We start from the raw sequence: 27,000 nt of genomic DNA, 5'->3' as shown, positions 1-27,000 counted from the left end.
CTACCAGGAGAGCCGGTCCGTCGGCCAGGCCGGCTTCGTGCTCCTCAGCTTGAGCGTCTCCTCAGGCGTCCCCACGGCGCAGCGCGTGCCGTGCGCGGGCACCTTCAGCGAGATCAGGTACTCGTCGAAGATGTCCGTCTGGCACTTGTCCTTGCCGTAGATGCGGTGACCCCAGCCCTCGTACGTGAGCAGCACCGCCTTGGAGCCGAGCTGGCGGGCCGCGTTGGCCGACCAGATCCACGGCGTCGCCGGGTCGTGCAGCGAGTTGCCCAGCAGCAGCGGGGCGTCACCCGTGTACTTGAGCTGGTGCGGCGGGTTGGTGGTCGGGTAGTTCATGCAGATCGGCAGGTCGTCGATCGGGTACGGGTGGTACCGCGTGTCGGGCGCCAGCGTGTTCGACACCTTCATGAGGGTGGCGTACTCGGCGTAGTTGCGCACCCGGAGGTTGTAGTCCTGGCACAGGATCGTGGTCGGCAGCTCCGCCACGTCCCCCTCGACCGGCCCGCGGCCGGGCAGCGGCGGCACCCAGTCAGGCTCGGCGCCGCCGTTCAGCCAGTTGATCGTCTGGCTCAGCGTCTGCCAGTCGGGGCCCTCGTTGCCCAGCGCGGCGTTGTAGATGACCTGCAGCTCCGTCATCTTCGTGCCGGTGCTCGGGTAGACGAGCTCGCCGCGCCGCGCCTTGTCCAGCAGGCCCTTCCAGATCGCCCGGACGTCCTGGCCGTGCAGCACGCAGCTCGGGTCCTGGTCGCACCAGCCGACGAACTGGTCGAAGCCGTCCTCGACGGCGAGCGCCTCGGTGGACAGGAAGCCGGCGACGTTGAGGCTGTGGTCCATGTTGCTGTCGAGCCCGAGCGCGCGGACGCGGTCGGGGAACAGCTCGGCGTACATCTGGCCGATCAGCGTGCCGTACGAGATGCCGTAGTAGGTGAGCTTCTCCTCGCCGAGGGCGGCGCGCAGGGCGTCCATGTCGCGGGCCACGTCCTGGGAGTCGACGTGGTCGTACAGGGGGCCGGTGCGCTCGCGGCAGTCGGCGTGCAGCTTCTTGGTGAAGGCGTTCCAGGCGTCGAAGTCGGCCTGGCTCTTCATGACGGTGTGCGGCATCTGGTTGTAGACCGACGCCGAGCAGATCACCGGGTGGCTGCGACCCACGCCCCGAGGGTCGAACCCGACGATGTCGAACCGCTTCTGCAGCTCATCGGTGAACCAGGTGGCGCCGAACGCGGCCTCCACGCCCGACCCGCCGGGGCCGCCGGGGTTGATCACCAGCGAGCCGATCCGGGCGGCCGGGTCGGTGGCCTTGCGCCGGGCCACGGCGATGTCGACGGTCGGCCCGTCGGGCTTCGACCAGTCGATCGGGACGGTCAGCTTGCCGCACTCGGCGGCCGGCTCCTCCTCACAGGGCGCCCACGTGATCGTCCGTGCTTCCGTCTCCGCGTTGGCGGGCGAGACGGAGGCGAGCGTCGCCATCGCCATTAAGGCGGCGGCGAGCAGAGAGAACCTCTTTCGCACAGTGCTCCAATCATCAGCCGATCCCCCCGTTGGGGCTGCGACCAATGTGGATCATCGCGCAAGAGCAGGCACGGACGGGGAGGAATGACAAGATTGGCTCCCCGCCGATGACCTGCGAAAGTCAGGAGGCCTCGAACGCCTCGGCCACGGCCGCGCGCACCTCGTCCATGGACGCGCTGCCCAGCTCCCGCTTGAGCGAGGTCATGTCGACGTCGGGCATCCCGCACGCGACCGCCCAGCTCCACGGCGTCAGGTCGCCGTCGACGTTGAGGGCGAACCCGTGGCTGGTGACGCCCCGGCTCTGCCGCATGCCGATCGAGATGATCTTCCGCCCGGTCTCCGTCGTCCAGACGCCGGTCAGCAGCTCCGAGCCCGGCGGCGTGTCCCGCCGCTCGGCCGGCAGCCCCAGCTTGCCCAGCGCCTCGACCAGCCTCAACTCCACCTCGCGCACGTAGTCGACGATGCCCTCACCCTCGTCGAGCTTGACGATGAGGTAACCGACGAGCTGGCCGGGCCCGTGGTAGGTGAGCTGCCCGCCCCGCCCCGTCTCGACGACGGGGATGCCGTGCGTGGGGTCGGGCAGGTGGGAGACGGGGGTGCGGCGGCCGATGGTGTAGACGGACGGATGGCTGAGCAGCCAGAGCGTGTCCGGCCGCTCGTCACTCTGGCGCTGCCCGACGAGGTCGGTCATGCGCTCCATCGCCTGATCGTAATCGACGAGCTCATCCTGGATGAGCGTCAGCGGCCTTGCCCTCATGCTTCGAGGATATGCCGCTGCCCGCACGCACCGGCACGCCCCTCGATCCTCTGAGGTCAGGCGGTGCGGTACCCCTTCGGCTCCTGCGGGACGAGGATCCACATGGCGACGTAGACGACCCAGAGCGGTCCCGGGATGAGCGACAGCAGCAGCCAGAGGATCCGTACGAGGGTGGGGGGCAGGCCCATCTTGTCGGCGAGACCGCCGCAGACGCCTGCGATGATCCGGTGCTCACGAGAGCGGTACATGTCGTTCCTCCGTGTGGTTTTCGCGACCTATCTGGGAAACGGACAGCGGCGCCGCAGGACTCCCGTCAGGAACCCTGAGAAAACCCTGTAAGGGTCAGCCACTCATGTGCCATGCCCAGATGTCGGCTGGTCAGTCCCTGTCTGGGATCCACGTGGACGAGCAGGAAATCCGCCAGACCCTGACGCACCCTGAGGTACTCCTCGTCCTCCGCCCACACCTGGTCGTCGAACCAGACGAACGGCCGCTGCCCCACGTACGCCGCGACGTGAGGCGTCTTGAACATCTCCCCGTACTCGCTCGCCGGCGCCCGCACGGAGCCCATCGGGATGACGGGCAGCGAGGGCAGGCCGATCCTCGGCGCGATCCACTCGTTGGCGTGGTGCTCCCACGTGGTGGCCCAGACCAGCTCGGAGCCGGTCGCCAGGGCCAGCTCGATCAGGCGCCGGCCGTGGCGGGGGTTGAGGTGCACGGTGTAGACGTCGGTGCCGATCGTGCAGCGGTAGCGGCGGAAGTCGGACGTGGGGCGGCCCATCGGGTTCAGTACGCCGTCCACGTCGAGCAGGAGCAGGGGTTTCACTTGGCCGCCGCCGCCCGGTGCTCCTGCGGGCTGATGCCGCGCACCCGCTTGAAGGCGGCACTGAGCGCGAACGGGCTGCCGTACCCGACCTTCCTGGCCACCGAGCCGATCGTGGCGTCCGGCTCGCGCAGCAGGTCGGCGGCCAGGGCGAGCCGCCAGTCGGTGAGGAACGACATCGGCGGCTCGCCCACCAGCTCCGTGAACCGCCGCGCCAGCGCCGCCCTGGACACGCCCACCTCGGCGGCCAGCGCCGCGACCGTCCACGGGTGGGCCGGGTTGTCGTACAGCATGCGCATCGCCCTGCCCACCACCGGGTCGCTCATCGCGCGGTACCAGCCGGGCGCCTCGTGCGTGGCGAAGTGCGCCCGCAGGACCGCGATGAGCAACAGGTCCAGCAGCCGGTCGAGGACGGCCTCCTGGCCCGGCTCGTCCTTGACGATCTCGGCGCCGAGCAACCCGATGATCGGGTCGCCCGGCTGCACGATGAGCTGCGGCAGCGCGTCGAGCAGCCGCCTGCTGACCTCGCCCTCCATCGTGTACGTGCCGGTGAGCAGCACGGTGTCGCCGTCGGCGCTGTTGCCCCACGTGCGCAGGCCCAGGTCGAGGCTCTCGTACAGGACCTCGCCGTCGATCGTGGTGCAGCGCTGGCCGGGGTGGATGACGACCTGCGGCTTCGTGCCGGGATCATCGGCCACCACGTACGGCTCGGGCCCCCGCGCGACGGCCACCTGCCCCGGCTCCAGGCGTACCGGCTCGCCGTCGTCGAAGACGATCCACGACTCGCCCCGCACCTGCGCGATCACCGACAGCGGCGCTTCGTCCTGGATGCGCAGCGACCAGGGCGGCGCCAGGATCGAGCGGAGCAGGAAGGCGCCCCGCGCTCTCGGGCCGTCGAGAAGCGCCGCGAGCTGGTCCATACGCTAGACGATCGCATATGGGAATGCGCTTCTCAACCATGGAGAGTCTTATCGGTATCGGGGCTTACTGGATGCATGACGATCCTCGTGCTCGGCGGCACCGGCAAGACCGGCCGCCGCATAGCTGACCGCCTCACCTCGCTCGGCCTGCCCGTCCGGGCCGGCTCCCGCTCTGCCACCCCGCCCTTCGACTGGCAGGACCGCGGCACCTGGCAGGCCGCGCTCGACGGCGTGACCGCCGTCTACGTCTCCTACTACCCCGACCTCGCCTTCCCCGGCGCCTACGACGACGTCAAGGCGTTCACCGAGCTGGCCGTCCGCAACGGCGTGCGCAAGCTCGTCCTGCTGTCCGGCCGGGGCGAGCCGGAGGCGCAGGCCAGCGAGCGCACCATCCAGGAGTCGGGCGCGGAATGGACCGTGCTGCGCTGCGGCTGGTTCATGCAGAACTTCAGCGAGGACTTCCTGCTCGGCGCCGTCCTCTCCGGCGTCATCGCCCTGCCCGCCGCCGACGTGCCCGAGCCGTTCCTCGACGTCGAGGACATTGTGGACGTCGCCGTCGCCGCGCTCACCCAGGACGGGCACGCGGGCAAGCTGTACGAGCTGACCGGGCCGCGGCTGCTGACCTTCGCGGACGTCGCCGAGGAGCTGTCGGCGATCCTCGGCCGGCCGGTCACGTTCGTCCGGGTCACGCCCGAGGAGTACGTGAGCGCGGCCATGGAGCACGGCGTGCCGCGCGAGGCCGCCGAAGGGCTCGGCCACCTGTTCACCGACATCCTGGACGGCCGCAACGCGAGCGTGACGGACGGGGTGCGCGAGGCCCTGGGCCGGCCGGCCCGCGACTTCGCCGACTTCGCACGGGCGAACGCGCACGTCTGGAAGGCGCCGCAGGGGTGAGGGCCGCGCGGATGAGGGCCGCGGGGGTGAGGGCCGCGCGGGCGGACATCGTGCGAAGGCGGCCGGGCGCGGGCCGTCGGGGCGAACCTCGGGCGAATTTCCGGTGAACTCGGCGGATCGTCCGCCGACCGCGGCCGGAGAGCGATTGCCGAGCCCCCGATTCCGCTAACCTCACCCTCGTCACTCCCGCATCCTGGAAGGTGTCGTCGTGATCGGCTGGCTAGAAGCGGTGATCTTGGGGTTGGTCCAGGGGCTGACGGAGTTCCTGCCGATCTCCTCCAGCGCCCACATCCGGGTGGTCTCCGCGTTCGCCGGCTGGCCCGACCCGGGGGCGGCGTTCACCGCGGTCATCCAGATCGGCACCGAGCTGGCCGTCGTCATCTACTTCAGGCGCGAGCTCTGGGAGATCATCTCCACCTGGGTGCGCTCGCTGTTCGTCAAGGAGCTGCGCCCCCACTGGGCCGCCCGCATGGGCTGGTACATCATCGTCGGCACCCTGCCCATCGGCGTGCTCGGCCTCGTGCTGAAGGACCAGATCGAGACCGTCTTCCGCGACCTGCGCCTGGTCGGCACCACGCTCATCGTCTTCGCGCTCATCCTGTGGTTCGCCGACCGTACCGCCCGCAACAAGCTCACGCTGGAGAAGCACCTCAGCATCACCCACGCCCTCATCTACGGCTTCGCCCAGGCGCTGGCCCTCATCCCCGGCGTGTCCCGCTCGGGCGGCACGACGACGGCCGGCCTGCTGCTCGACTACCGCCGCGAGGACGCCGCGAAATACTCGTTCCTGCTGGCCATGCCCGCCGTCTTCGCCTCGGGCCTGCTGGAGCTGACCGAGATCGGCGGGGCCGATACGCCCGACTGGGGGCCCACCATCGTGGCCACGATCGTCTCGTTCATCGTGGGGTACGCGGCGGTGGCGTGGTTCCTGCGCTACATCAGCACGCACCGCTTCACCCCGTTCGTGATCTACCGGATCATCCTGGGCTTCTTCATCATCCTCGCGGTCACCGCGGGCTGGATTCCGGCACTCGGCTGACCTGGTAGTACTCCGCCCACGCGGCGTCGCCCATGCGCAGGATCCTCGTCCCGGTCCAGCCGAGCGCCGCGACGGGCGCCACCCAGAACGGCACGGTCAGCGGCCCGTACGGCACCAGGAACCCGCCGAGGTAGCCGGCGGCCACCACGAGCGGCACCCACCACCCGGTGAAGCCGGCCCGCCACACCGCCACGGTCAGCAGCGGCAGCCCGACGAAGCCGAAGAACATCCACGGCATCTGGAAGCCGAAGATCACGCCCGGCAGGTTCAGCATCTCGTCGAGGATGCGCTGGGCCTCCTCCGGGCTGTTGTGCTGCCCCAGGTACCACTCGACCGGGTCGATCAGCAGCAGCCCCGAAAGCTGCAGGTAGCCGATCACCGCCAGCACCCCCGACACGTGGCCGAGCCGGGTGGCCCGGCGCCTGGTCAGGTGCATGAGGCCGATGACGGCGACGGCCATCAGCATCCAGCTCCAGTGGTAGAGCGCGGACTGGGTCTGGGCCAGCGCCGGGTTGTCGCCGAAGCTGACGGCCTCGCGGTCGTCGCCCCACGTGCCGGGGTCCACGACGACGGCCACGGCCTGGAGGAGCGGGGCCACGACGAGCAGCGTGCCGGCCGTGACGCGGCGGAAGGTGATGTGGTCGTTCAGCATGCGGCCGACCGTAGGCGGGCGTGCCACCGCCGGTCGTCCCCCTGCGGGCCGACCGGCGGTCCCCTATGAGGAGGAGAAGCGGCCGGCAGCCTCTATGAGACGCGCCGGGCGGTGACGTCGTGTCCCGCCCAGTTCAGGGCCACCTCGCCGTCCGCGCGGAAGTCCAGCTCGACCTCCCCCTTCATCCGGGCGAAGAACCGCGTCGGCGACATCGGCCGCAGCTCGGTCCTGGCCAGCCCGTGCACCTCGACCATGAGCCGCCCGCCCTCCCTGGTCACGTCCATGGTGGAGGTACGGCCCAGGAACCGCATCGTGTACCGGCCGGCGTACCGGTCGAACAGGGCGGGGTCCACGGTCACGAACACCCGCTCGCCCGGCAGCTCGTACGGCTCCCCTCGGGCGATCGCCGCCAGGCCGCGCTCGATCTCGGAGAAGGCGGCGTTCTCGACGTTCGACAGCACGCAGACGAACAGGTCGTCGGCCGGGTAGCGGGCCGAGACGCTGACGAACCCGATCGTGCCCCCCGAGCTCTCGATCCGCCCCGGCCCGACCGCGCAGCCGTACCCGTAGGCGATGCCGTCGCTCTCGACGTACGGCCCGACGAGCTCGTCCGGCACGTCCAGCCGCCACCGGTGCAGGTCCTCGACGGTCGAGCAGATCGCCCCGGCCGCGTCCTGGCGGGAGTTGTCGACGTACGGGGCCGGCTCGGCGCGGCCGTCCACGGCCAGGTAGCCCTTGGCGTCGTCGGTCAGCCCGGTGCGCGTCATCCCCAGCGGCCCGAAGACGTGCTCGCGCAGGTAGTCCCCGTACGCCAGCCCCGACACCCGCTCGATCACCTCGCCCAGCAGCACCCACCCCGAGTTGCTGTAGCTGACCCCCTCGCCCGGCTCGAACAGCAGCGGCCGGTCCTTGAACCCGTCGATGAGCTCCCGCCGCGTCACGGCCGTCCCCATGACCCGGGTGAACCCCTCGGTGGTGACGTAGTCGGGGATGCCGGAGGAGTTGGTGAGCAGGTGATGCAGGGTGATCCGCTCGCCGCCGGGGTATCCGGGCAGGTAACGGGCGATCGGGTGGTGCACGCCCAGCAGGCCGCGCTCCTTGAGCCGCAGGATCGCCATCGCGGTGAACGTCTTCGTCTGCGACCCGATCCTGAACGCCGTGCCGGGCCGGTTGGGCACCCCGCGTTCGTGGTCCGCCAGCCCGTACCCCTGTGTGAACAGCACCTTCTCGCCGCGCGCCACCAGCACGGCCCCGCTGAACCGGCCCAGCTCCGCGTACGCGCGCACGAACCGGTCCATCCGCCGTCGCTTCATGAATACTCCAAGTTGACTATTCGACTTGGAGCAATGAGAGCATGGCGAGGCTGATATGGTCAACGTTGATTATTCAGCGGAGGTGATCCCGTGTCGGCGTCGTCCACCCGGCTGCTCGTCCTCGGCCTGCTCAACGAGGGCCCCAAGCACGGCTACGAGATCAACCAGGTCGTCACGGCCGCGGCCCTCGACCAGTGGACCGGCGTGAAGCCCGGCTCGGTCTACCACGCGCTGGCCAAGCTGGAGCTGGAGGGCCTGGCGCGCACCCTGTCCGAGGAGCGCCAGGGCGACCGCCTGCGCCGCGTCTACCAGATCACCCCGGAGGGCCGCCGCACCCTGCGCGACCTGCTGCGCAAGGCCCTCGCCACCCCGCCCCACTCCACCCGCTCCGACTTCGCCCTGGCCCTGCGCTGGCACACCCTGCTCGACACGGGTGAGGCCGGGGAGCTGGTGGCGGCGGCGTCCCGCGAGGTCGAGGCCCAGCGCGCCGCCCTCGCCGCCGGCCGTACGGCGAAGGCGGGCCTGTCACCGCTCGCGGGCGCCCTCTTCGACAACGCCGAGGCCCACCTGGCCGCCGACGCCAAACTCCTGGAGGACCTGGCCCGCCTGCTGCCCACCGCCCAGAAGCCCGCCCAGTAGGCACCCACCGCGCCGCCCGGAACAGCACCCGTCGGCCCGCCCAAAAGCTTCAGCCCTCAGGACAACTTGCGCGGGTAGCGGCTGCACCAGGCGAAGGCGGCCGCGAAGAGGGCCCAGGCGGTGACGTACGCGATCGGGTGCGCCCAAGCGTCACCGATGATGTCGGCCAGCGCCTCGCGGCCCTCGAAGTAGCACGCGAGCCCCAGCACCGCGCCGGGGATCGCGCCCCACCACCGCTTCCACCACACCTCGTGCACGGCGATCTCGAACACGACGAGCGTGATCGGCCCGAACAGCAGGAACTTCAGGTTCAGCGCCGAGGGCGCCAGCGCGCCGAGCACCATGACGCCTGCCGCCGCCGCGACGGTCAGCAGGACGACGGCGCCGAACGGGGCCGGCTCGTCGCGCGGATCGACGTCCGGCGGCTGCTCCGCACCGTCCTGCAAGGGCTCGTCACGTGGATCACGGTCGTCAGACACATCCGACATTCTGGCGGTCAGGGACGTGTCTCGACGACTCGCTTTCCGGACGTTTCAGGTGACCGGCACGCTCACCCCCGCCCGCTTTCCGGACGTTCCAGGTGACCGGCACGCTCACCCTCGCCGCTTTCCGGACGTTCTAGGTGGCCGGCACGCTCACCCTCGCCCGCTCCCGATACGTGACCAGCGTGAACAGCAGCGCCACCACCCCGAACCCGGCGGCCAGCACCACGACCCCGATCCGCCCGTAGCCCTCCAGCGCCGCGCCGCCGGACAGCCCCGCCACGAACAGCCCAAGGTACTGAGCCGACGACAGCAGGCCCAGCCCGACCGGGACGTTCCCCGGCACGGCCACGACGGTCCTGAACTGCTGGGCGGGCGCCACCAGCCAGCCGGTCGCGCCCCACAGGAAGGCCCAGATCAGGGCGATGGGCAGGGCGAGGTTCGCGACGGGGATGAGGGCCAGGAACACGACGGACGCACCCAGGCCGCCGAGGATCATCCGGCGCGGCCCGTACACGTCGGTGAGCCGCCCGCCGAGCGCGTTCCCCACGATGCCGCCCAGCCCCCACGCCCACAGCACCGCGGGCAGCGGCAGGTCGAACAGCGAGCCGATGTAGGTGTAGGCGGTGAACCCGGCCGCGAACATCAGCAACTGCGTCACCATCACGGCCGGCACCCGCCGGTCCCGCAGCGGCTCGAACCGCTCCCGCAACCGCCCCGAGGCGGGGATGCGCACCTCGGGCACCAGCGCGGCCACGCCGATCAACCCGACCAGACCGAGCCCGGCGACCATCCAGAGGGTGGAGCGCCAGCCGGCCGCCTGGCCCAGCCAGGTGCCCAGCGGCACCCCGATGGCCGACGACACGCTCAGCCCGCCCATCACCAGCGCCAGCGCGCGGCCGCGCCGCTCGGGCTCGGTCAGCGCGTTCGCCACGGCGGAGGAGGTGGGCGTGAACATGGCCGCCCCGGCCGCCGCGAGCACGCGGGTCAGCATGACCAGCGCGTACGTGGGCGCCAGGGCGGTCAACGTGTTCCCGACCACGAACACCGCCATGGCCAGCAACAACACGGTTCTGCGCGACATTCGTGCGGTCAGCGCGGCGAGCAACGGCGACAGCACGGCGTAGGCCAGCGCGAACACGGTCATGAGCTGCCCCGCGGCGGACCGGGAGACCCCCAGGTCCGTGGAGATGGGCGGCAGCAGCCCTGCCGTGACGAACATGCCCGTGCCGATCGCGAAATTTCCGGCGGCCATCGGATAGAGCCGCGAACTCATGGGAGCCTCCAGCAACAGTTGGATGCTCATCAAACTGACGTATAGTTGGATTGTTGTCAAACAATTCGACGGAGGTAGGGTTTCCCCATGCGCCTGCTGCCGCACCCGTCCACGGAGAACATCCAGCTCACGGAGGTTCTGCGGGCTCTGAGCGACCCCATCCGCCTCGAGATCGTGATCCGGCTCGCCACGGCCGGCGAGATGACGTGCACGGTCGCCGGCGACGACCTCGGCGTCCACAAATCCACCGCCTCGCACCACTACCGCACCCTCCGCGAGGCCGGCGTGGTGCTGACGAAGCAGGAGGGCCGCCTCAAGTACATGAGCCTCCGCCGCGACGACCTCGAAACCCGCTTCCCGGGCCTGCTCGACGCCGTCCTCACCGCCGCCACCCGCCCCCTCCCCGCCGAGGCCCATGCCTGACCCCGAACGCGGTACCGCCCGGCCCGCCCCCACCCCACCGCCCCCGGACACCGCCGCCACCTCACCGCGCAACGCCACCCCGCCGATGCCGGACGCCACTGCAACCGCACCGCGCGACGCCTCCGCGCCGATCAAGGGCGCCACCGCCGCAGCACGGCGCGACGCCAGCCCGGCACCACGTGGTACCGCCAAGGCGCGGGGCGACGCGGACTCGCGGGCGGAGGGGTTGCCCATTCGGCATGTGCTGCCCGAGTTGCTCGGCGCGTTGGAGCGGCACGGGAGTGCGGTTCTGACGGCGCCGCCCGGCACCGGCAAGACCACCGTGGTGCCCCTCGCGCTGGCCGAGGCGGGGCTGCGGGTCGTGGTGGCCGAGCCGCGCCGGTTGGCCGTGCGGGCGGCGGCGCGGCGCATGGGCGTCAGCTACACGATCAGGGGCGAGCGGCACGTGGGCGCGAACCCGATGGTCGAGGTCGTCACCACCGGCGTGCTCCTCCAGCGGCTGCAGCGTGACCAGGAGCTGGCCGGGGTCGACGCGGTCATGCTCGACGAGTGCCACGAGCGGCACCTCGACGCGGACACGGCGCTGGCGTTCCTTCTCGACGTACGTGACACGCTCCGCCCCGACCTGCGCCTGCTGGCCACCTCCGCCACCGCCGACGCCCAGCCGTGGGCGGACCTGCTCGGCGGCCCGATCGTGGCCGCCACCGGCGCCTCCCATCCCGTGGAGACCGTCTGGGCCCCGCCGCCGCGCCCGGTCGCCCCGCCGCACGGGCTGCGCGTCGATCCCGCGTTGTTGTCCCACGTGGCCTCCGTCGTTCGCAGGGCGCTGGCGGAGCGGGACGGCGACGTGCTGTGCTTCCTGCCGGGCGTGGGCGAGATCGCCAAGGTGGCGGGGATGCTGGCGGGCGACGTGGAGCACGTGCTGCAGGTCCACGGCCAGGCGCCGGCCCATGTGCAGGACGCCGTGCTGAGCCCCGGCCCGGCCCGGCGTGTCGTGCTGGCCACGTCGGTCGCCGAGTCCAGCCTGACCGTGCCGGGCGTCCGGGTGGTGGTGGACTCGGGCCTGGCCCGCGAGCCCCGCACGGATCATGCCCGTGGCCTGGGCTCCCTCACCACGGTCCGCGTCTCCAAGGCGTCGGCCACCCAGCGCGCCGGCCGCGCGGGCCGCGAGGCTCCCGGGACGGTGTACCGCTGCTGGTCGGCGGCCGAGCACGACCGCCTGGCGGACCATGCACGCCCGGAGATCGCCCTCGCCGACCTGACGGGCTTCGCGCTGCAGGCGGCCTGCTGGGGCACCCCGGACGCATCGGACCTGGCCCTGCTCGACCCGCCACCCCCCGCCGCCCTGTCCGCCGCCCAACGCACGCTGGAGGCCCTGGGCGCGATCACCTCCCCCTCACCCGCCCCCGACGCACAGGCGCAGGTGACGCCTGCCTCCCCCATCGCGCGGGCGCAGGTGACCGGGCGGGGGCGGCGGATGGCGCTGGCCGGGGTGCATCCACGCCTGGCCAGGGCCCTGCTCGACCTCGGCCCCGAGGCCGCCGAGGTGGTGGCCCTGCTGTCGGAGCAGCTGCCCAGGGACGCGTCCGACGACCTGGTGGAGGTCTGGCGCGCGGCCCGCAGGGGCGGCACCGGCTTCGCCTCCCGCTGGCGCCAGGAGTCCGCCCGCCTGCGCCGCACCGCCACCGAAGCCAACCGCACCGCACAAGCCGGCACCGCACAAGCCGGCACCGCACAAGCCGGCACCGCACAAGCCGGCACCGCACAAGCCGGCACCACCGCGGAAGCCCGCGCCGCGTCCACCTCGCTCACCGGTGACGCGCTGGCCGGGATGGCGGTGGCGTTGGCGTTCCCCGAGCGGGTGGCGCGCCGTCGCGGCGGCGGTTACCTCATGGCCTCGGGCACCCAGGCCCAGCTCCCGGACGGCTCCAGGCTGCGGACCGCGGAATGGCTGGCCATCGCGGTCGCCGACCGCCCCACCGGCTCGGCGTCGGCCCGCGTCAGGCAGGCCGTCGTCATCGACGAGGCCACCGCGCGGGCGGCGCTGGAGCCCACGACGGAGGATGAGGTCACGTGGCGGGTCCCGCCGGGCGAGCGCCGTGGCGACGTCTCGGCCCGCCGGGTGGAACGCCTGGGCGCGATCGAGCTGTCGTCCACCCCGCTCAAGGACGCCGACGTCCGTGACGCCATCCTGCACGGCCTGCGCACGGAAGACGTTCTCACGTGGACGAAGCAGGCGAAGGACCTGCGTGACCGCCTGGCGTTCTGCCATCGCGCGGTCGGCGCGCCCTGGCCCTCGATGGACGACCTGGTGGGCCTGGCCGACCAGTGGCTGGAGCCGGAGCTGAGCCGGGCGCGCCGCCGCGCCGACGTGGAGCGCATCGACGTGGCGTCGGCGCTGCGGCGGCTGATCCCGTGGAGCGAGCGCCTCGACGAGGTGGCTCCGGAGCGCATCGAGGTGCCGACGGGTTCCCGGGTCCGCCTCGACTACTCGGGTGATCAGCCGGTGCTGGCGGTCAAGTTGCAGGAGCTGTTCGGCTGGCAGGAGACGCCGCGCGTCGCGGGCGTCCCGGTGCTGGTGCACCTGCTGTCCCCCGCCGGTCGTCCGCTGGCCGTGACCGCGGACCTGGCCTCGTTCTGGCGGGAGGGCTACCGTCACGTACGCGCGGAGATGCGCGGCCGCTACCCGAAGCATCCCTGGCCGGAGGACCCCTTGACCGCCCAGCCGACCCGCCGCACCAAGAGGAGCACCCCATGACCGACTGGCTCGGCGCGGCGGCGAGGGACAACGCCCGCTGGTGCGACCTGATGTGCCGCGCCCACGGCATCCCGGGCACGTTCACGGACCTGGCCTGGACGAACCGGGTCAGGACGCCGCCGTTCTATCCCGACGCCGTCACCCTCTCCCCGGAGGCGACGGCCGCCGACCTGCTGCCGCGCATCGACGCGAGCCCGGGCGCGTCGGTCAAGGACAGCTTCGCCACCCTCGACCTGCCGGGCTTCGACGTGCTGTTCGAGGCCCAGTGGATCTTCCGTGAGGCACCGGAGAAGGCTGCCACGAGCTGGCGGGTGGTCCGGGACGAGGTGGCGCTGGCCGAGTGGGAGCGGGCGTGCGGGGTGAAGGACCTGTTCCGGCCGGTTCTTCTCGACGAGGCGACGATCGTCCACGCGCCCGACCTGAGCGCGGGCGCCGTCCTGACGGCGACCGGCCCGGCCGTGGGCGTCTCGAACGTGTTCGGCGACTGGTCCGGCATGCTCGCGGCGGCGGCCGGGCTGTTCCCCGGCCGCCCCCTGGTCGGCTACGAGAGCGACCCGTCCGACGCCCTGAAGCAGGGCTTCACCACGATCGGCCCGCTCCGCGTCTGGCTCAACCGTAGAGACTCACGGCAGGAGATCGTCCAGCGTCGGGTTCTCCAGCACCGGGTATGACTCGCCGCCCACCCCCAGGTCCTTGAACCCGCTGGACGTGGCGATGCACACGACGGGCCCGGCGAAGTCCCTGCGCAGCCTGCGGTGCCCGGCCAGCCCGGCCGTGCCCGACAGCTCCTGCCACAGCCCGGCCCGTGCCAGCTCCCGCTGGGCCCGCCGCATCTCCTCGTCGGTCACGAGGACGGCCTCGCCGCCGCTGTCGCGCACGGCGACCACGCCCCGGTGCCCGCCGACGGATCCGGCGATGCCGTACGCGTCGGTGGGCCCGAGCTCGACGATGGCGGCGGGCAGCCCGGCGGCCAGCGCCTTGGCGTGCGGCCCGCCGGCCGCCGACTCGCAGGAGAACATGCGCGGCGCCCGGTCCGTCACCCCGAGCAGCAGCAGCTCCGTGAACCCCTTCCACACGCCGTAGAGCAGCTCGGCGTAGCCGGTGGGGGTGAACACGGCCGCGGGCACCTCGCCGAGCTGCAGGAACAGCTCGTACGCGATCGTCTTGTAGCCTTCGGGCCCGAACGGGTGCCCGGTGTGCGTGACGGTCTGGTTGCTGACGGGGTGGTAGCCGAGCCGGTCGACGATCTCGCGCAGCAGCGGCCAGCGCCGCTCGACGGGCACGGTGACGACCTTCGCCCCGTACGCGCGCACGAACGACTGGACGGCGGGCGGCGACCCGGCGGAGGTGAGGACGATGGCGGGCAGCCCGGCGCGGGCGGCGTAGGCGGCGGCGGAGGCGCCGTGGTTGCCGGAGGAGGCGACGACCACGCCGGGTGCTCCGGAGGCGAGGGCGGCGCTGACGGCGACCCGGTTGAGGCGGTCTTTGTGGGACCAGGTCGGGTTGCGGGATTCGTCCTTGATGTAGACGTCACCGAACGGGACCAGCGGCGTGCCGCCCTCCCCGAGGGTGGGCGCGTCGAGCGGTGGCAGCAGGGGCGACCACCGCGCCAGGTCGGGGCCTGGCTCCTGCTCGAACAGGCCACGGTCGACCTTCGCGTAGTCGTAGACGATGTCGAGCGGGAAGGCGAGATCGTCGGTGCTGGTTTTGGGGCAGCCTCTGGTCAGCGGCGGGAACAGGGGAAACTCGGCCGAGGGGTCGCCCAGGGAACGCTGGCGGAGGGCAAGCGAAGGTCCGTTCACGTGAATCGACCCTATCGAGCCTCGCAACGTTGAGTGAAAAGCTGCACACTCTTCTCATGTTGTGGGCAGGCAGGTCCGCCATCGAGATCGCGACGGCCGTCCGGCAGGGCGAGGTCAAGGCCACGACCGTCGTCGAGGAGCATCTTCACGTCATCTCGGAGCGTGATCCCAGGGTGGGGGCGTTCCGGCGGGTCAGGGAGCGGGCCGTGGACGAGGCGCGGCAGCTGCACAAACGGCGCGATCTGGCCGATCTGCCGCTGGCGGGGGTGCCGGTGGCAGTGAAGGACAACCTGGAGGTGGCGGGCGAGGCCACGCGCGGCGGGTCGGCCGCCACGCCGGACACGCCGGCGCCGGAGGATCATGTGACGGTGGCGCGGCTGCGGGCGGCCGGCGCGGTGGTCGTGGGGCTGACGAACCTGCCGGAGCTGGGGCTGGTGGCGCTCGGCGACAGCGCGTACGGCATCGTCCGCAACCCGTGGAACCCGGCGCGCACGGCGGGCGGCTCGTCGGCGGGCAGCGCGGCGGCGGTGGCGGCGGGCATGGTGCCGATCGCGCTCGGCAACGACGGCATGGGCTCGTTGCGCATCCCGGCGGCGTGCTGCGGCGTGCTGGCCATCAAGCCGGGCACGGGGCTGGTGCCCGCGCCGTCGGACGACTGGGAGCAGCTCGTCGAGAACGGCCCGCTGGCCACCACCGCCTCGGACCTGGCGCTGGCGCTGTCGGTGCTGGCGGCGGACCCGGCGCTGGCGCAGGCGTGGCGCGGCGGGCGCCGGGTGGAGCCGCCGCCGCGCATGTTGCGCTCGGTGTGGGCGGACGACGACGAGGTGTGGGAGCCGCAGCCGCCGCCGAGCAGCCCGGAGCCGTTCGACCTGCGGGTGGCGTACGCGCCGCAGCCGCTGCCGGCGGGGATGCGGATGGACAAGGAGTTCGCGGCGGCGGTGCGGGGCGCGGCCGAGACGTTGCGCGTGGCGGGGCACACGGTGGTGGAGCACGAGCACAGGCTGCCGGCCTGGCTGGGCCCGGCGACGGTGGCGACGTGGCTGGTGCGGGCGGCCGAGGCCGCCGATGGCCTGCGCGGGCTCGAACGCCGCACGCGGGCGCTGGCCAGGGCGGGCCGGTTGCTGCGCGCGGTCAAGCTGGACGGTGTGCGCGGCCGGGAGCGGTGGCGCGGTTACGGCGCCGACCAGTGGTTCGGCGAGGCGGACGCGCTCATCACGCCGGCCCTGGCCGCGCTGCCGCCGAAGGCGGAGCGGTGGGGTGAGCGCGGCCTGCTGCGCAACGCGTGGACGAACGTCACGTACGCGCCCACGGCCGGCCCGTGGAACATGTGCGGCTGGCCCGCGATCACCGTCCCGGTGGCGACGCACTCCGGCGCGCTGCCGATCGGCGTGCAGATCGTGGCCCCGCCGGGCGGCGAGCCGCACCTGCTGGGCCTGGCGGCCCAGCTCCAGGAGGCGCATCCGCCGCTGCGACCTCCGGGTTTCTCCTTCTAGAAGCCTCAGTTATGGCTACGATCAGATCCATCTCTTGGACTTATAGGAGCGGCGTCAGCATCCTGGAGACATGCTGCACAGAAACGACCCCGGATATGACGCCGAGCGGACCGGCTTCCAGCTTCTCGACCCGCACCGCCCCGATCTGATCGTGCCCGCCGCCACGCCGGAGGACGTCCGCCGGGCCGTGGCGCACGCCGCCGAGGCGGGCCTGCCGGTCGCCGTCCAGGCCACCGGCCACGGCCTGCCCCAGGCCGCCACGGAGGGCGTGCTCATCACCACGGGCCGGATGAACGCCGTCACCATCAACCCGGACACCGCCACCGCCCGCATCGAGGCGGGGGTGCGCTGGGAGCAGGTGATCGAGGCGGCGGCCCGGCACGGGCTGGCCCCGCTGTCCGGCTCGTCGCCGTCGGTGGGCGCGGTGTCGTACACGCTGGGCGGCGGCCTCGGCCTGCTGGCCAGGACGTACGGCTACGCCGCCGACCGGGTGCGGGCCGTGGACGTCGTCACGGCCGACGCCGAGCTGCGGCACGTCACGCCGGGCGACGACCTGTTCTGGGCCCTGGTGGGCGGTCGGGCGGGGTTCGGCGTGGTGACCGCGCTGGAGATCGGCCTGGTGCCGGTGGCGCGGCTGTACGGCGGCGCGCTCCACTTCGAGCAGGTCGAGACCGCCCTGCGGACCTGGCGGGACTGGACGGAGACGGTGCCGGACGAGATGACCTCGTCGATCGCGATCATCCCCTTCCCCGGCCGGACCGTCGCCCACATCCGCATCACCTACACGGGCGACCCCCGAGAGGGCGAAGAACTCGTCCGCCCCCTGCGCGCGATCGGCCCCCGCCTGCTCGACACGGTCGGCGAGATGCCGTACACCGCCTCGGCCGCCATCCACAACGACCCGACCACGCCGTCCGGCTACTTCGCCACGCACTCCCTGCTGCGCGAGCTGCCCGACGTGACCCCGCTGCTCGGCGTGCGCGGCGTGATCGAGGTGCGCCACCTCGGCGGCGCGCTGGCCAGGCCCCAGGGCGCGCCCAACGCGGTCGGCAACCGCGACGCGCGGTACTTCGCCGCCGTCCTGTCGCCCGGCCTGGCCCCCGGCACGGACGTCGCCGCGCTGCGCCCGGCGCACGACGCGGTGCACGACGCGCTGTCCCCGTGGGCGACGGGCGGGCGGCTGCTGAACTTCCTGTACGGCGCCAACGCCGGGCCCGAGCAGGTGCGCAGGGCGTACGAGCCGGAGGACTACGCCCGGCTGACGGCGCTCAAGGCCAAGTGGGACCCCGACCACCTCTTCCGCCTGAACCACCCGATTCCCCCGGAAGTTGTCACTCCCACCCCATAGGGTCTCGGTCCATGATCCAGCCCTCAGACCTGACCGCCCTGCGCGCCAAGCTGGCGACCGCGTCCCCCGAGAGCGCCTGGAAGGCCGTGCGGCGGCTCGCGCTCGGCAGCCGGGACGCGGGCGCGCTCGACCTGGCCGCCGACTACGCCGAGGTGGCGAAGCCGGGCACGGACAAGCTGCTCAAGCTCTGGCCCGACGCGCTCGACCCCGACGGTTTCGCGCAGCGGATGCTGGCGCCGGCCTTCGCCGCCGAGGGGCGTACCGAGCTGACATTGCGCAGGCAGAGCGCGCTCACGGCGGGGCTGCGCCACCTGACCATGCTCGACACGCTGGTCCTCGACCACTGCAAGAGCCTGTCGGACCTCTCGGAGCTGTCCGGGCTGGCCGGGCTGCGCGTGCTGGAGCTGGACGGCTGCGCGGCCGTCAGCGACCTGGAGCCGCTGGCCGCGCTCACCGGGCTGACGGCGCTGCTGCTGCCCAACTGCCGCCAGGTGTCCGACGTCACCCCGCTGTTCGCGCTGCGCGGCCTGCGCCGGCTCGACCTGCGGGGCACCGCCGTGGCGAGCGTGGAGGGGTTCGGGCAGGCGTGGCCCGGTCTGGAAGAGCTCGATCTGGACGGCTGCCGGCTCGTCGAGGACGTGCGCGGCCTGTCGGGCCTGCGTAGCCTGCGGAAGCTCGACCTGAGCCGCACCAAGATCACGACGCTGGAGGGCCTGCGCGACCTCAGCTCCGTCACCGAGCTCACCCTGCACTGCGCCCGCCTGAAGAGCCTCGACGGCATCGCCGCCATGCCCGCGCTGGAAACCCTCTGGACCGCCGGCTGCACGAACGTGCGGAGCCTCGACGGCTTCGGCCACCACCCCCGGCTCACCAGCCTCGGCCTGCCCGAGTCCAAGCTCCCTGACCTGCGCCCGCTGTCGCGGCTGCCCGCGCTGACCAGCGTCGTCATCGGCCGGCACCAGCGGCTCACCTCGCTCGACGGGCTCGAAGGGCACCCGTCGCTGGAGGAGGTCGAGCTGGTCTACGCGGAGGACCTGACCGACTTCTCCGCGCTCGCCCGCATGCCCGCCCTGCGCGTGCTGACCCTCCAGGGGCTGGACCAGCTCGCCGACCTCACCCCGTTCTCGGGGCTGCTCCACCTGGAGGAGCTTCACCTGGCCTGCATGGACGACCTGCGCACCCTCGGCGACCTCGACCGGCTGCCCGCCCTGCGCAAGCTGGAGCTCTACGACTGCCCCAAGCTGGACGACCTGGGCGGCCTCCTCGCGCTCCCGTCGCTCAAGGAGGTCTGCGTGAACGACTGCCCCGCCCTGCCGGCCAATCTCATCGCGGACCTGAAGGCCCGGAGCCTGTTCACCCAGTGGTGACAGGCTCCGGGCCCGCGCTCACACGCCCATCGGGTGCCAGACGGTCTTCGTCTCCAGGAAGCGCGTCATGCGGCCGATCCCCGGATCGGCCGTCCAGTCCTCCTGGACGGGCCGCGCCACCCGCTTGAGGTTCTCCGCCGCCGCCTGCTCGCAGCTCAGCGCCAGCTCGGCGTCCGCGACCCCGGTCAGGTCGAGCCCGTTGACGTCCATGTGCGCCGCCAGCCAGGGCGCCAGCTCGGCCTGACGGCCGGTCAGGATGTTCACCACCCCGCCGGGCAGGTCGGAGGTGGCCAGCACCTCGGCCAGCGTGATCGCCGCCAGCGGCGCGGGCTCGGAGGCGACCACGACGCAGGTGTTGCCGGTCACGATCACCGGCGCGACCACGGACACGAGCCCGAGCAGCGGATCGGCGGGCGCCACCACGGCCACCACGCCGGTCGGCTCGGGCGTGGACAGGTTGAAGTAGGGCCCGGCCACCGGGTTCGCCGCCCCGCGCACCGAGGCGATCTTGTCGGACCAGCCCGCGTACCAGACCAGCCGGTCGATGGTGGCGTCCACCTGCTCCAGAGCCGCGCGCTTGCCGCCGCCCAGCTCCTCGGCGAACTGCGCGCGCCGCCCCTCCAGCATCTCGGCGATCCGGTAGAGGATCTGCCCCCTGTTGTACGGCGTCGCGCCCGACCAGCCCGGGAACGCCTTGCGCGCGGCCACCACGGCGTCACGGGCGTCCTTGCGCGAGGCCCGCGCCGCGTTGGCGACGAACTCGCCCTTGGCCGAGGTCACGGGGTAGGACCTCCCACTCTCCGAGCGCGGGAACGCCCCTCCGATGTACAGCTTGTAGGTCTTCTTGACGGACAACCTACTCATCGCCCCGCCCCCTCCACGTGGACTCCTGCGACATCTGGACCGGCACGAAGACCTGGCCGCACCGGCTCACGCCGCAGCGGTGGGCGTACCAGCCGGTGCGGACGGGCCGGCCGGCCCTGGCGAAGGCGTGGCCCCGGGTGGCCTCGGCCCGGCGCGCGCGGCGGCGGGCCCTGCGGTGCTCACACATCAAGGTAGGCCTCCAGACCGGCCAGGCCGCCCTCGCGCCCGTACCCGGACTCCTTGTAGCCGCCGAAGGGTGAGGTGGGGTCGAACTTGTTGAAGGTGTTGGCCCAGACCACGCCGGCGCGCAGCTTGTCGGCCATCCACAGGATGCGCGAGCCCTTCTCGGTCCACACGCCGGCCGACAGCCCGTACGGGGTGTTGTTGGCCTTCTCCACGGCCTCGGCCGGGGTGCGGAAGGTCAGCACCGACAGCACCGGCCCGAAGATCTCCTCGCGGGCGATGCTGTGCGACTGCGCCACCCCGGTGAACAGCGTCGGCGGGAACCAGTAGCCCTGCTCGGGCAGCTCGCAGGCGGGCGACCAGCGCTCGGCCCCCTCGGCCTCGCCCAGATCGCTCAGCCGGCGGATCTTGGCCAGCTGCTCGGCCGAGTTGATCGCGCCGATGTCGGTGTTCTTGTCCAGCGGATCACCAAGGCGTAGCGTGCCGAGCCGCCGCTTGAGCGCGGCCAGCAGCTCCTCGGCGACGGACTCCTGCACCAGCAGGCGGGAGCCGGCGCAGCACACGTGCCCCTGGTTGAAGAAGATCCCGTTGACGATCCCTTCGACGGCCTGGTCGAGGGCGGCGTCGTCGAAGACGATGTTGGCCGCCTTGCCGCCCAGCTCCAGGGTGAGCTTCTTGCCGGTGCCGGCCACCGCCCGGGCGATCAGCCGGCCGACCTCGGTGGAGCCGGTGAAGGCCACCTTGTCGATGTCGGGGTGGGCGACCACGGCGGCGCCGGTCTCGCCCGCGCCGGTGACGATGTTGACCACGCCCGGCGGCAGGTCGGCCTGCCGGCAGATCTCGGCGAACAGCAACGCCGTCAACGGCGTGGTCTCGGCCGGCTTGAGCACCACCGTGTTCCCGCACGCCAGCGCCGGAGCGATCTTCCACGCCAGCATCAGCAGCGGGAAGTTCCACGGGATCACCTGCCCGGCCACCCCGAGCGGCTTGGTGCCGAACCCGGCGTATTCCAGCTTGTCGGCCCAGCCGGCGTAGTAGAAGAAGTGCGCCGCCACCAGCGGCACGTCCACATCCCGCGACTCCCGGATCGGCTTGCCGTTGTCCAGGCTCTCCAGCACGGCCAGCTCCCGGGCCCGCTCCTGGATGAGGCGGGCGATGCGGAACAGGTACTTGGCGCGCTCGGCGCCGGGCAGCGCGCTCCAGCCGTCGAATGCCTTACGCGCCGCCCGCACGGCCCGGTCCACATCCTCGGCGGACGCGGTGGCCACCTCGGCCAGCGTCTCCTCGGTGGCCGGGTTGACGGTCTTGAACGACGGGCCGGAGCCGTCGACGAACTCGCCGTCGATGAACAGCCCGTAGGAGGACTTCAGGTCGACGACGTCGCGCGACTCAGGTGCAGGTGCGTACTCGAACATCGCCATCAGTCCAGGGTGAAGTAGTCGGGGCCGGCATAGCGGCCGGTGGCCAGCTTCTCGCGCTGCATCAGCAGGTCGTTCAGCAGCGAGGAGGCGCCCAGCCGGAACCACTCCGGCGTCAGCCAGTCGTCGCCGGCGGTCTCGTTGACCAGCACGAGGTTCTTGATGGCGTCCTTGGTGGTGCGGATGCCGCCGGCGGGCTTGACGCCGACCTGGCGGCCGGTGGCGTCGCGGAAGTCGCGCACCGCCTCCAGCATGATCAGGGTGACCGGGAGGGTGGCGGCCGGGGCCACCTTGCCGGTGGAGGTCTTGATGAAGTCGGCGCCGGCCAGCATCGCCAGCCAGGAGGCGCGCCGCACGTTGTCGTAGGTGACCAGCTCGCCGGTCTCCAGGATCACCTTCAGGTGCGCCGGCCCGCAGGCGGCCTTGACCGCGACGATCTCCTCGTACACCTTCATGTACCGGCCGGACAGGAACGCGCCCCGGTCGATCACCATGTCGATCTCGTCGGCGCCCGCCGCCACGGCCAGCGCGGTGTCGCTGACCTTGACCTCCAGCGAGGTGCGGCCGCTGGGGAAGCCGGTGGCCACCGAGGCGACCTTGATGCCGGTGCCCTTGAGCGCTTCGGCGGCGACGGCGACGAGGTCGGGGTAGACGCACACGGCCGCCACCGAGGGCGCCTCCCCGCCGGGCCGCACGGCCTTGGCGCACATCGCGCGCACCTTGCCGGCCGTGTCGGCTCCTTCGAGGGTGGTCAGGTCGACCATGGAGATGGCCAGGTCAATGGCCTGCGCCTTGGCCGTGGTCTTGATCGAACGGGTGCCGAGCATCGCCGCCCGCTGGTCCGCGCCGACCCGGTCGACCCCGGGCAGGCCGTGCAGAAATGCTCGCAACGCGGCTTCGGACGAGGCGACGTCCGCGAGCGAGGTAGTCACAGTTGACACCTAGACAGCATCGCCGACCAGGGCCACTACCTCCAAACCGGACCACCTTAGGGCACCCGGGCGCCCGTTCCTAGGTATGCGGAGTGCCTGCGCACAGCAGAGATAAGGCATCCACCCGATGTGGCGGGGTGGGCCTTAGCACGAATCTTGAAGGTGTCAGAAGGACACAGGAAATTTCAGGAGACACACCATGCATCCCGAGATCGAGTTCGAGCTCATGAAGAGTCAGGCCAGCGAGCTGCGCAAGGCGGCCGCCCACCACCGCCGCGTACGCGAGGCCGAGCGGAGCAACAAGAGCGAGCGCCGCTCGTTCTTCGGCAAGCGCCGCTCGTCATGACCGCCCCACGAGAACCCGGCCGCATCCTCGCTCGCGGCCGGGTCTCGCACCCGCCTTGAACGCGGGCCCCGAATTCGCCATAAAACCGTCGAAAGCATCGGAAGTTGCATGACATGCTGGACGACATGCGGGGACGATCTGTCAGTCCCGTCTTCGTCGGGCGGGAAGAGGAGCTGGCGGCTCTGTCTGAAAGCTTCGACGAGGCCAGGAAAGGCAGAGCGACGGCCGTCCTCCTAGGGGGCGAGGCCGGCGTCGGCAAGACCAGGCTCGTCCAGCGCTTCGCCGAGCAACGCGCCGCCGACGGCGCCCACGTGCTCTTCGGGGGCTGCGTGGAGCTGTCCACCGAGGGCCTGGCGTACGCGCCCTTCACCGCCGCGCTCCGCCAGCTCGTCCGCGAGCAGGGCCCGGCCGCCGTGGCGGGGCTGCTGCCCGACGGCGCCGAGCGCGACCTGGCCCGGCTGCTGCCCGAGTTCGGCGAGCCCAACGGCGACGGCGAGACCGACACGGGCCGCGCCCGCCTGTTCGAGCAGTTCCTCACCCTCCTCGAACGGCTCGCGGAGAAGCGCCCCACCATCCTCGTCATCGAGGACATCCACTGGGCCGACCGCTCCAGCCGCGACCTCATCGCCTTCCTCAGCCGCAACCTGCACGCGCCGCAGGTGCTGATGGTCATGACGTACCGCTCCGACGACCTGCACCGCCAGCACCCGCTCCGGCCGGTCCTCGCCGAGCTGGGCCGCGTCAACGGCGTGCACCGGCTCGACCTGCCCCGCCTGTCGCGCGACGAGGTCGCCCAGCAGATGACCGCGATCCTCGGCAAGACCTCCGAGTACGGCGCCGTCGAGCAGGTCTACGAGCGCAGCGAGGGCATCCCCCTGTTCGTCGAGGCGCTGCTGGAGTGCGGCGTCGACTGCACGTTCCCCGAATCCATGCAGGACCTCATCCTCGGCTCCGTCGAGCGGCTGCCCGAGGAGACCCAGCGCGTGCTGCGCGTGGCCGCCGCCGGCGGCAACCGCGTCGGCCACGCCCTGCTGGCCGCCGTCAGCGGCCTGTCCGACGTCGAGCTGGAGAGCGCGCTGCGCCCCGCCATCGCCGGCAACGTGCTGCAGATCGCCGACAACCGCGCCTACGTCTTCCGCCACTCCCTCATCCGCGAGGCCGTCCACGACGAGCTGCTGCCGGGCGAGCACCAGCGCCTGCACGCCAGGTTCGCCGAGGAGATCTCCAAGGACCGCCGGCTCGTCCCGCCCGGCCGCGCCGCCGTCGAGCTGGCCCACCACTGGTACGGCGCCCGCAACGACCGCTGGGCCCTCATCTCCGCCTGGGAGGCGGCGCAGAAGTCGTTCAAGTCGTACGCCTACACCGAGGCCGTCCAGCTCCTGGAGCGCGTCCTCATGCTGTGGGACCGGGTGCCCGACGCCGCCGACGTCATCGGCGCCGACCACACCGCCGTGCTGGAGCGGGCCTCCGAGGCCGCCAACGCCGGCGGCGACGTCGACCGGGGCCTGAAGTTCGTCAAGGCCGCGCTGTCGCAGCTCGACGAGACCAAGGAGCCCGAGCGGGTGGCCCAGGTCATCAAGCGCCGGGCCGCGTTCAAGAACTCCAAGAACCAGACCGGCGTCATCGACGACCTGCGGCACGCGCTGCAGCTCGTTCCGGAGGACAGTCCCGACCGGGCCGAGGTCGTCATGACGCTCAGCCGCCACCTCATGCTGCGCGGCCAGATCGAGGAGGCCGACGGCCTCATCGCCGAGGGCCTGCGCCTGGCCAGGCAGTACGGCGACCGCTGCCTCGAAGGCGACCTGCTGATGAACCAGGCGCTCGGCCACTCGCTCAACGGCGAGACGGAGAAGACGATCGCCCTGAACGAGCAGGCGCTGCGCATCGGCCGCGAGAAGCGCTCGCCGCGCCTGATCACCCGGGCGCTCGGCAACAACATCGACGCGCTGCTCGACATGGGCCGCGAGGACGAGGCGCTGCGCCTGGCCGAGGACGGCTACGGCATCGCCAAGCAGTACGGGCGGCTGCGCGGCAGCGGCCTGTTCATCGCCAACAACTGGGCCGAGTCGATGGAGGTGCTCGGCCGCTGGGACGAAGCCATCGAGATCGTCGAGAGCGCGCTCAGCCACGGCCCCGTCCTGCGCCACCGGCTCGCCCTGCTGCGCGTGCGCGCCGACATCGCCATGGCCAGGGGCGAGCTGCAGCTCGTCGAGGCGCTGCTGGCCGAGATCGGCGTGTTCAAGGACCACCAGGAGGAGTTCGTCCAGGACCTGGTCAACAACGCCCGCCTGCGCATCGGCTACCGGCTCACCACCGGCGAGCCCGCCGCCGCCCTCGACGAGGCCGAGCGGGTGCTGGCCCGCCCCAAGCAGCCCAGCAAGGCCATGCTCGGCTGGCGGCTGCTCGCCCTGCTCCGCGTCGTCTGCGACGCCGCCCAGGACGTCGAGCCGGCCCGCACCGAGACCGTCCGCAGGCAAGCCGCCGAGGTGGCCGCGGAGCTGGCCGTCATCGGCCCCGTTGTGGAGGCGTACCGGCTGACCTACCTCGGCGACTTCGACGCCGCGGCGGCGGCGTGGGAGCGGCTGCGGCGCCCGCACAACCAGGCCAAGGCCCTGCTGCGCGCGGCCGGCGCCGCCGCGGCGGCCGGCGACAGGGAGGGCGCGGCGACCCGGCTCAAGGCGGCGCTCCCGCTGGCCGAGGCGCTGCGCGCGGCCCCGCTCGTCGCCGACATCGAGGCGCTGTCGCGCCGCGTCGGCGGGCTCCCGCCGGCGCAGGAGCCGTCGGAGCTGCTCACGCCGCGCGAGCTGGAGGTGCTGCGCCTGGTCACCCAGGGCCGCACCAACCGCGACATCGCGGCCGAGCTGTTCATCTCGGCGAAGACGGTGAGCGTGCACGTGTCGAACATCCTGGGCAAGCTCGGCGTCACCACGCGCGGCGAGGCCGCGGCCGCCGCCCACCGCCTGTCGCTCCTGTCGTCCTAGAGGCTTTTGTCGTCCTAGAGGCTTTGTCGCCCTGGAGGCTTTTGTCGTCCTTAGAGGAACGCTTCCACCAGGAGGATCACCCCGAAGACGGCGAACGCGGCGGCGGCGCCGTACCTGATGGCCTTCTCCGGCAGGTGCTTGCCCAGCAGGCGCCCCACCAGGATGGCCAGCGCGTCGGCCGCCACCATGCCCACCGTCGAGCCGATCCACGTGCCGACCCAGTCGTCGTAACGCGACGCCAGCGTGATCGTGGCCAGCATCGTCTTGTCGCCCAGCTCGCTCAGGAAGAACGCCACCGTCACCGCGATCAGCGCGTTCCTGGTGGTGCGCTGGGCCTTCTTCGACTCCTCCTCGGTCAGCTCGTCGCCGCGCAGCGTCCAGACGGCGAAGCCGAGGAAGGCCAGGCCCGCCACGATCGAGATGGCCGTCGTCGGCAGCCAGTCGCCGACCAGGCCGCCCAGCGCCACGCTGAGCAGGTGCACGACGGCCGTGGCGACCGTGATGCCGAGGATCACGGTCCAGGCTTTGAAACGGGTGGCGAACGTCATCGCCATGAGCTGGCTCTTGTCACCGAGCTCCGCCACGAAGATGGCAACGGTGCTGATCCAGAACGCTTCCAACGGTCCTCTTCCGCGCGGCCAGGCCGGAAGCAGGCACCCGGGGAGAGATTTTCGGGCACGACTTCGGCCCGGCAGCGTCTTCACGTCATGACTGCCAGGCCGAAGGTCTCGTCCGCCCGCTCTAAGAAGGCCCGCGCGACCGGGCACCCGGAGGCGCCAGT

Annotated in this window: 26 protein-coding genes; 11 read left to right on the top strand and 15 right to left on the bottom strand. The window is 72.1% G+C overall.

Features of this window, described 5'->3' with window-relative positions; all coding sequences use genetic code 11:
• The 5 genes from KIS93_RS35995 to KIS93_RS35975 form a co-directional block, all read right to left on the bottom strand.
• Positions 1 to 1,467, bottom strand: a complete 1,467-nt coding sequence (locus KIS93_RS35995) for an alpha/beta fold hydrolase (RefSeq protein ID WP_186404597.1) — start codon at positions 1,465 to 1,467, stop codon at positions 1 to 3.
• Positions 1,468 to 1,630: 163 nt separating this feature from the next.
• Positions 1,631 to 2,266 (bottom strand): lipoyl(octanoyl) transferase LipB, encoded by a 636-nt coding sequence (gene lipB, locus KIS93_RS35990; protein WP_080043479.1) that lies wholly within the window; start codon positions 2,264 to 2,266, stop codon positions 1,631 to 1,633.
• Positions 2,267 to 2,322: 56 nt separating this feature from the next.
• Complete coding sequence (locus KIS93_RS35985) at positions 2,323 to 2,514, bottom strand: PspC domain-containing protein (RefSeq protein WP_080043480.1); 192 nt, start codon at positions 2,512 to 2,514, stop codon at positions 2,323 to 2,325.
• 65 nt (positions 2,515 to 2,579) lie between these two features.
• Complete coding sequence (locus KIS93_RS35980) at positions 2,580 to 3,092, bottom strand: HAD domain-containing protein (protein WP_186404596.1); 513 nt, start codon at positions 3,090 to 3,092, stop codon at positions 2,580 to 2,582.
• Entirely contained in the window at positions 3,089 to 4,009 is a 921-nt protein-coding gene (locus KIS93_RS35975) for an AraC family transcriptional regulator (RefSeq protein ID WP_080043481.1), read from the bottom strand. Before KIS93_RS35975 ends, KIS93_RS35980 begins: the two co-directional genes overlap by 4 nt.
• 75 nt (positions 4,010 to 4,084) lie before the next feature.
• Between KIS93_RS35975 and KIS93_RS35970 the strand changes: the two genes are divergently transcribed.
• On the top strand, positions 4,085 to 4,903 hold the full coding sequence (locus KIS93_RS35970; protein ID WP_080043482.1) for an NmrA family NAD(P)-binding protein: 819 nt from the start codon (positions 4,085 to 4,087) through the stop codon (positions 4,901 to 4,903).
• A gap of 208 nt (positions 4,904 to 5,111) precedes the next feature.
• Positions 5,112 to 5,942 carry an undecaprenyl-diphosphate phosphatase gene (locus KIS93_RS35965; protein WP_186404595.1) on the top strand — a complete coding sequence of 277 codons (831 nt, stop codon included), beginning with the start codon at positions 5,112 to 5,114 and terminating at the stop codon, positions 5,940 to 5,942.
• Here KIS93_RS35965 and KIS93_RS35960 read toward each other — a convergent pair.
• The gene (locus KIS93_RS35960; RefSeq protein ID WP_080043483.1) at positions 5,911 to 6,594 is read right to left on the bottom strand and encodes a hypothetical protein; all 684 of its coding nucleotides are present in this window, start codon (positions 6,592 to 6,594) and stop codon (positions 5,911 to 5,913) included. The genes KIS93_RS35965 and KIS93_RS35960 overlap by 32 nt on opposite strands.
• Before the next feature lie 92 nt (positions 6,595 to 6,686).
• A complete protein-coding gene (locus KIS93_RS35955) occupies positions 6,687 to 7,907 on the bottom strand; it encodes a serine hydrolase (RefSeq protein WP_080043484.1) in 1,221 nt (406 codons plus the stop codon).
• Positions 7,908 to 7,997: 90 nt separating this feature from the next.
• Between KIS93_RS35955 and KIS93_RS35950 the strand changes: the two genes are divergently transcribed.
• Positions 7,998 to 8,546, top strand: coding sequence for a PadR family transcriptional regulator (locus tag KIS93_RS35950; RefSeq protein ID WP_080043485.1), 549 nt, complete (start codon positions 7,998 to 8,000; stop codon positions 8,544 to 8,546).
• A 56-nt stretch (positions 8,547 to 8,602) separates the two neighbouring features.
• On the opposite strand, the gene KIS93_RS35945 is transcribed toward KIS93_RS35950, so the two are convergent.
• Positions 8,603 to 9,025, bottom strand: a complete 423-nt coding sequence (locus tag KIS93_RS35945) for a hypothetical protein (protein ID WP_155128662.1) — start codon at positions 9,023 to 9,025, stop codon at positions 8,603 to 8,605.
• A gap of 139 nt (positions 9,026 to 9,164) precedes the next feature.
• A complete protein-coding gene (locus tag KIS93_RS35940) occupies positions 9,165 to 10,334 on the bottom strand; it encodes an MFS transporter (RefSeq protein ID WP_222107698.1) in 1,170 nt (389 codons plus the stop codon).
• Between the two features lie 57 nt (positions 10,335 to 10,391).
• Between KIS93_RS35940 and KIS93_RS35935 the strand changes: the two genes are divergently transcribed.
• Genes KIS93_RS35935 through KIS93_RS35925 form a run of 3 tightly spaced genes read left to right on the top strand, consistent with a single transcriptional unit; the run spans position 10,392 to position 14,156 of the window.
• Positions 10,392 to 10,727: an ArsR/SmtB family transcription factor gene (locus KIS93_RS35935; protein ID WP_080043488.1), complete on the top strand. Its 336-nt coding sequence runs from the start codon at positions 10,392 to 10,394 to the stop codon at positions 10,725 to 10,727.
• Positions 10,720 to 13,485 carry an ATP-dependent helicase HrpB gene (gene hrpB / locus KIS93_RS35930; protein ID WP_230465638.1) on the top strand — a complete coding sequence of 922 codons (2,766 nt, stop codon included), beginning with the start codon at positions 10,720 to 10,722 and terminating at the stop codon, positions 13,483 to 13,485. The genes KIS93_RS35935 and hrpB overlap by 8 nt, the downstream gene beginning before the upstream one ends.
• The gene (locus KIS93_RS35925; RefSeq protein ID WP_080043489.1) at positions 13,482 to 14,156 is read left to right on the top strand and encodes a hypothetical protein; all 675 of its coding nucleotides are present in this window, start codon (positions 13,482 to 13,484) and stop codon (positions 14,154 to 14,156) included. The genes hrpB and KIS93_RS35925 overlap by 4 nt, the downstream gene beginning before the upstream one ends.
• Here the strand turns inward: KIS93_RS35925 and KIS93_RS35920 are convergent.
• Positions 14,109 to 15,287 (bottom strand): threonine synthase, encoded by a 1,179-nt coding sequence (locus KIS93_RS35920; RefSeq protein WP_155128664.1) that lies wholly within the window; start codon positions 15,285 to 15,287, stop codon positions 14,109 to 14,111. The genes KIS93_RS35925 and KIS93_RS35920 overlap by 48 nt on opposite strands.
• 56 nt (positions 15,288 to 15,343) lie before the next feature.
• On the opposite strand from KIS93_RS35920, the gene KIS93_RS35915 reads away from it, so the two are divergent.
• The 3 genes from KIS93_RS35915 to KIS93_RS35905 all read left to right on the top strand — a co-directional run bounded on the left by KIS93_RS35915 (position 15,344) and on the right by KIS93_RS35905 (position 19,495).
• Positions 15,344 to 16,780, top strand: a complete 1,437-nt coding sequence (locus KIS93_RS35915; protein WP_080043490.1) for an amidase — start codon at positions 15,344 to 15,346, stop codon at positions 16,778 to 16,780.
• A gap of 70 nt (positions 16,781 to 16,850) precedes the next feature.
• Entirely contained in the window at positions 16,851 to 18,128 is a 1,278-nt protein-coding gene (locus KIS93_RS35910; RefSeq protein ID WP_080043491.1) for an FAD-binding oxidoreductase, read from the top strand.
• 11 nt (positions 18,129 to 18,139) lie between these two features.
• On the top strand, positions 18,140 to 19,495 hold the full coding sequence (locus tag KIS93_RS35905; protein WP_080043492.1) for a leucine-rich repeat domain-containing protein: 1,356 nt from the start codon (positions 18,140 to 18,142) through the stop codon (positions 19,493 to 19,495).
• A gap of 18 nt (positions 19,496 to 19,513) precedes the next feature.
• Here the strand turns inward: KIS93_RS35905 and KIS93_RS35900 are convergent, their stop codons facing one another.
• From KIS93_RS35900 to deoC, 4 genes are read right to left on the bottom strand one after another with little or no spacing between them, the layout of a single operon-like run.
• A complete protein-coding gene (locus KIS93_RS35900) occupies positions 19,514 to 20,359 on the bottom strand; it encodes an aldehyde dehydrogenase family protein (protein ID WP_080043493.1) in 846 nt (281 codons plus the stop codon).
• Positions 20,352 to 20,546 carry a hypothetical protein gene (locus tag KIS93_RS35895; protein WP_080043494.1) on the bottom strand — a complete coding sequence of 65 codons (195 nt, stop codon included), beginning with the start codon at positions 20,544 to 20,546 and terminating at the stop codon, positions 20,352 to 20,354. Before KIS93_RS35895 ends, KIS93_RS35900 begins: the two co-directional genes overlap by 8 nt.
• The gene (locus KIS93_RS35890; RefSeq protein ID WP_080043495.1) at positions 20,539 to 21,957 is read right to left on the bottom strand and encodes an aldehyde dehydrogenase family protein; all 1,419 of its coding nucleotides are present in this window, start codon (positions 21,955 to 21,957) and stop codon (positions 20,539 to 20,541) included. Before KIS93_RS35890 ends, KIS93_RS35895 begins: the two co-directional genes overlap by 8 nt.
• 5 nt (positions 21,958 to 21,962) lie before the next feature.
• On the bottom strand, positions 21,963 to 22,892 hold the full coding sequence (deoC, locus tag KIS93_RS35885; RefSeq protein WP_155130014.1) for a deoxyribose-phosphate aldolase: 930 nt from the start codon (positions 22,890 to 22,892) through the stop codon (positions 21,963 to 21,965).
• Positions 22,893 to 23,091: 199 nt separating this feature from the next.
• Here deoC and KIS93_RS35880 point away from each other — a divergent pair, with 199 nt between their 5' ends.
• Complete coding sequence (locus KIS93_RS35880) at positions 23,092 to 23,238, top strand: hypothetical protein (protein ID WP_186404594.1); 147 nt, start codon at positions 23,092 to 23,094, stop codon at positions 23,236 to 23,238.
• Between the two features lie 125 nt (positions 23,239 to 23,363).
• On the top strand, positions 23,364 to 26,219 hold the full coding sequence (locus KIS93_RS67700) for an ATP-binding protein (protein WP_281261986.1): 2,856 nt from the start codon (positions 23,364 to 23,366) through the stop codon (positions 26,217 to 26,219).
• A gap of 50 nt (positions 26,220 to 26,269) precedes the next feature.
• Here KIS93_RS67700 and KIS93_RS35870 read toward each other — a convergent pair whose 3' ends face one another.
• Positions 26,270 to 26,839, bottom strand: coding sequence for a TMEM165/GDT1 family protein (locus tag KIS93_RS35870; protein WP_080043498.1), 570 nt, complete (start codon positions 26,837 to 26,839; stop codon positions 26,270 to 26,272).
• Positions 26,840 to 27,000 lie beyond the last annotated feature (161 nt).

The sequence above is a fragment of the [Actinomadura] parvosata subsp. kistnae genome, from assembly GCF_900323885.1.
In the GTDB taxonomy this organism is placed as follows: Bacteria; Actinomycetota; Actinomycetes; order Streptosporangiales; family Streptosporangiaceae; genus Nonomuraea; species Nonomuraea composti.
The sequence above is the reverse complement of the archived record's forward strand: the minus strand, read 5'-3'. Positions and strand labels throughout refer to the sequence as shown.

Bases quoted from the DNA above. Each gene is read 5' to 3' on its own strand.
- KIS93_RS67700 (WP_281261986.1), top strand. From the start codon at position 23,364: ATGCGGGGACGATCTGTCAGTCCCGTCTTCGTCGGGCGGGAAGAGGAG.
- KIS93_RS35995 (WP_186404597.1), bottom strand. From the start codon at position 1,467: ATGGCGACGCTCGCCTCCGTCTCGCCCGCCAACGCGGAGACGGAAGCA.
- KIS93_RS35915 (WP_080043490.1), top strand. From the start codon at position 15,344: ATGTTGTGGGCAGGCAGGTCCGCCATCGAGATCGCGACGGCCGTCCGG.
- KIS93_RS35925 (WP_080043489.1), top strand. From the start codon at position 13,482: ATGACCGACTGGCTCGGCGCGGCGGCGAGGGACAACGCCCGCTGGTGC.
- KIS93_RS35975 (WP_080043481.1), bottom strand. From the start codon at position 4,009: ATGGACCAGCTCGCGGCGCTTCTCGACGGCCCGAGAGCGCGGGGCGCC.
- KIS93_RS35960 (WP_080043483.1), bottom strand. From the start codon at position 6,594: ATGCTGAACGACCACATCACCTTCCGCCGCGTCACGGCCGGCACGCTG.
- KIS93_RS35905 (WP_080043492.1), top strand. From the start codon at position 18,140: ATGATCCAGCCCTCAGACCTGACCGCCCTGCGCGCCAAGCTGGCGACC.
- KIS93_RS35880 (WP_186404594.1), top strand. From the start codon at position 23,092: ATGCATCCCGAGATCGAGTTCGAGCTCATGAAGAGTCAGGCCAGCGAG.
- KIS93_RS35895 (WP_080043494.1), bottom strand. From the start codon at position 20,546: ATGTGTGAGCACCGCAGGGCCCGCCGCCGCGCGCGCCGGGCCGAGGCC.
- KIS93_RS35940 (WP_222107698.1), bottom strand. From the start codon at position 10,334: ATGAGCATCCAACTGTTGCTGGAGGCTCCCATGAGTTCGCGGCTCTAT.
- KIS93_RS35900 (WP_080043493.1), bottom strand. From the start codon at position 20,359: ATGAGTAGGTTGTCCGTCAAGAAGACCTACAAGCTGTACATCGGAGGG.
- KIS93_RS35985 (WP_080043480.1), bottom strand. From the start codon at position 2,514: ATGTACCGCTCTCGTGAGCACCGGATCATCGCAGGCGTCTGCGGCGGT.
- hrpB (WP_230465638.1), top strand. From the start codon at position 10,720: ATGCCTGACCCCGAACGCGGTACCGCCCGGCCCGCCCCCACCCCACCG.
- KIS93_RS35935 (WP_080043488.1), top strand. From the start codon at position 10,392: ATGCGCCTGCTGCCGCACCCGTCCACGGAGAACATCCAGCTCACGGAG.
- lipB (WP_080043479.1), bottom strand. From the start codon at position 2,266: ATGAGGGCAAGGCCGCTGACGCTCATCCAGGATGAGCTCGTCGATTAC.
- KIS93_RS35955 (WP_080043484.1), bottom strand. From the start codon at position 7,907: ATGAAGCGACGGCGGATGGACCGGTTCGTGCGCGCGTACGCGGAGCTG.
- KIS93_RS35910 (WP_080043491.1), top strand. From the start codon at position 16,851: ATGCTGCACAGAAACGACCCCGGATATGACGCCGAGCGGACCGGCTTC.
- KIS93_RS35970 (WP_080043482.1), top strand. From the start codon at position 4,085: ATGACGATCCTCGTGCTCGGCGGCACCGGCAAGACCGGCCGCCGCATA.
- KIS93_RS35890 (WP_080043495.1), bottom strand. From the start codon at position 21,957: ATGTTCGAGTACGCACCTGCACCTGAGTCGCGCGACGTCGTCGACCTG.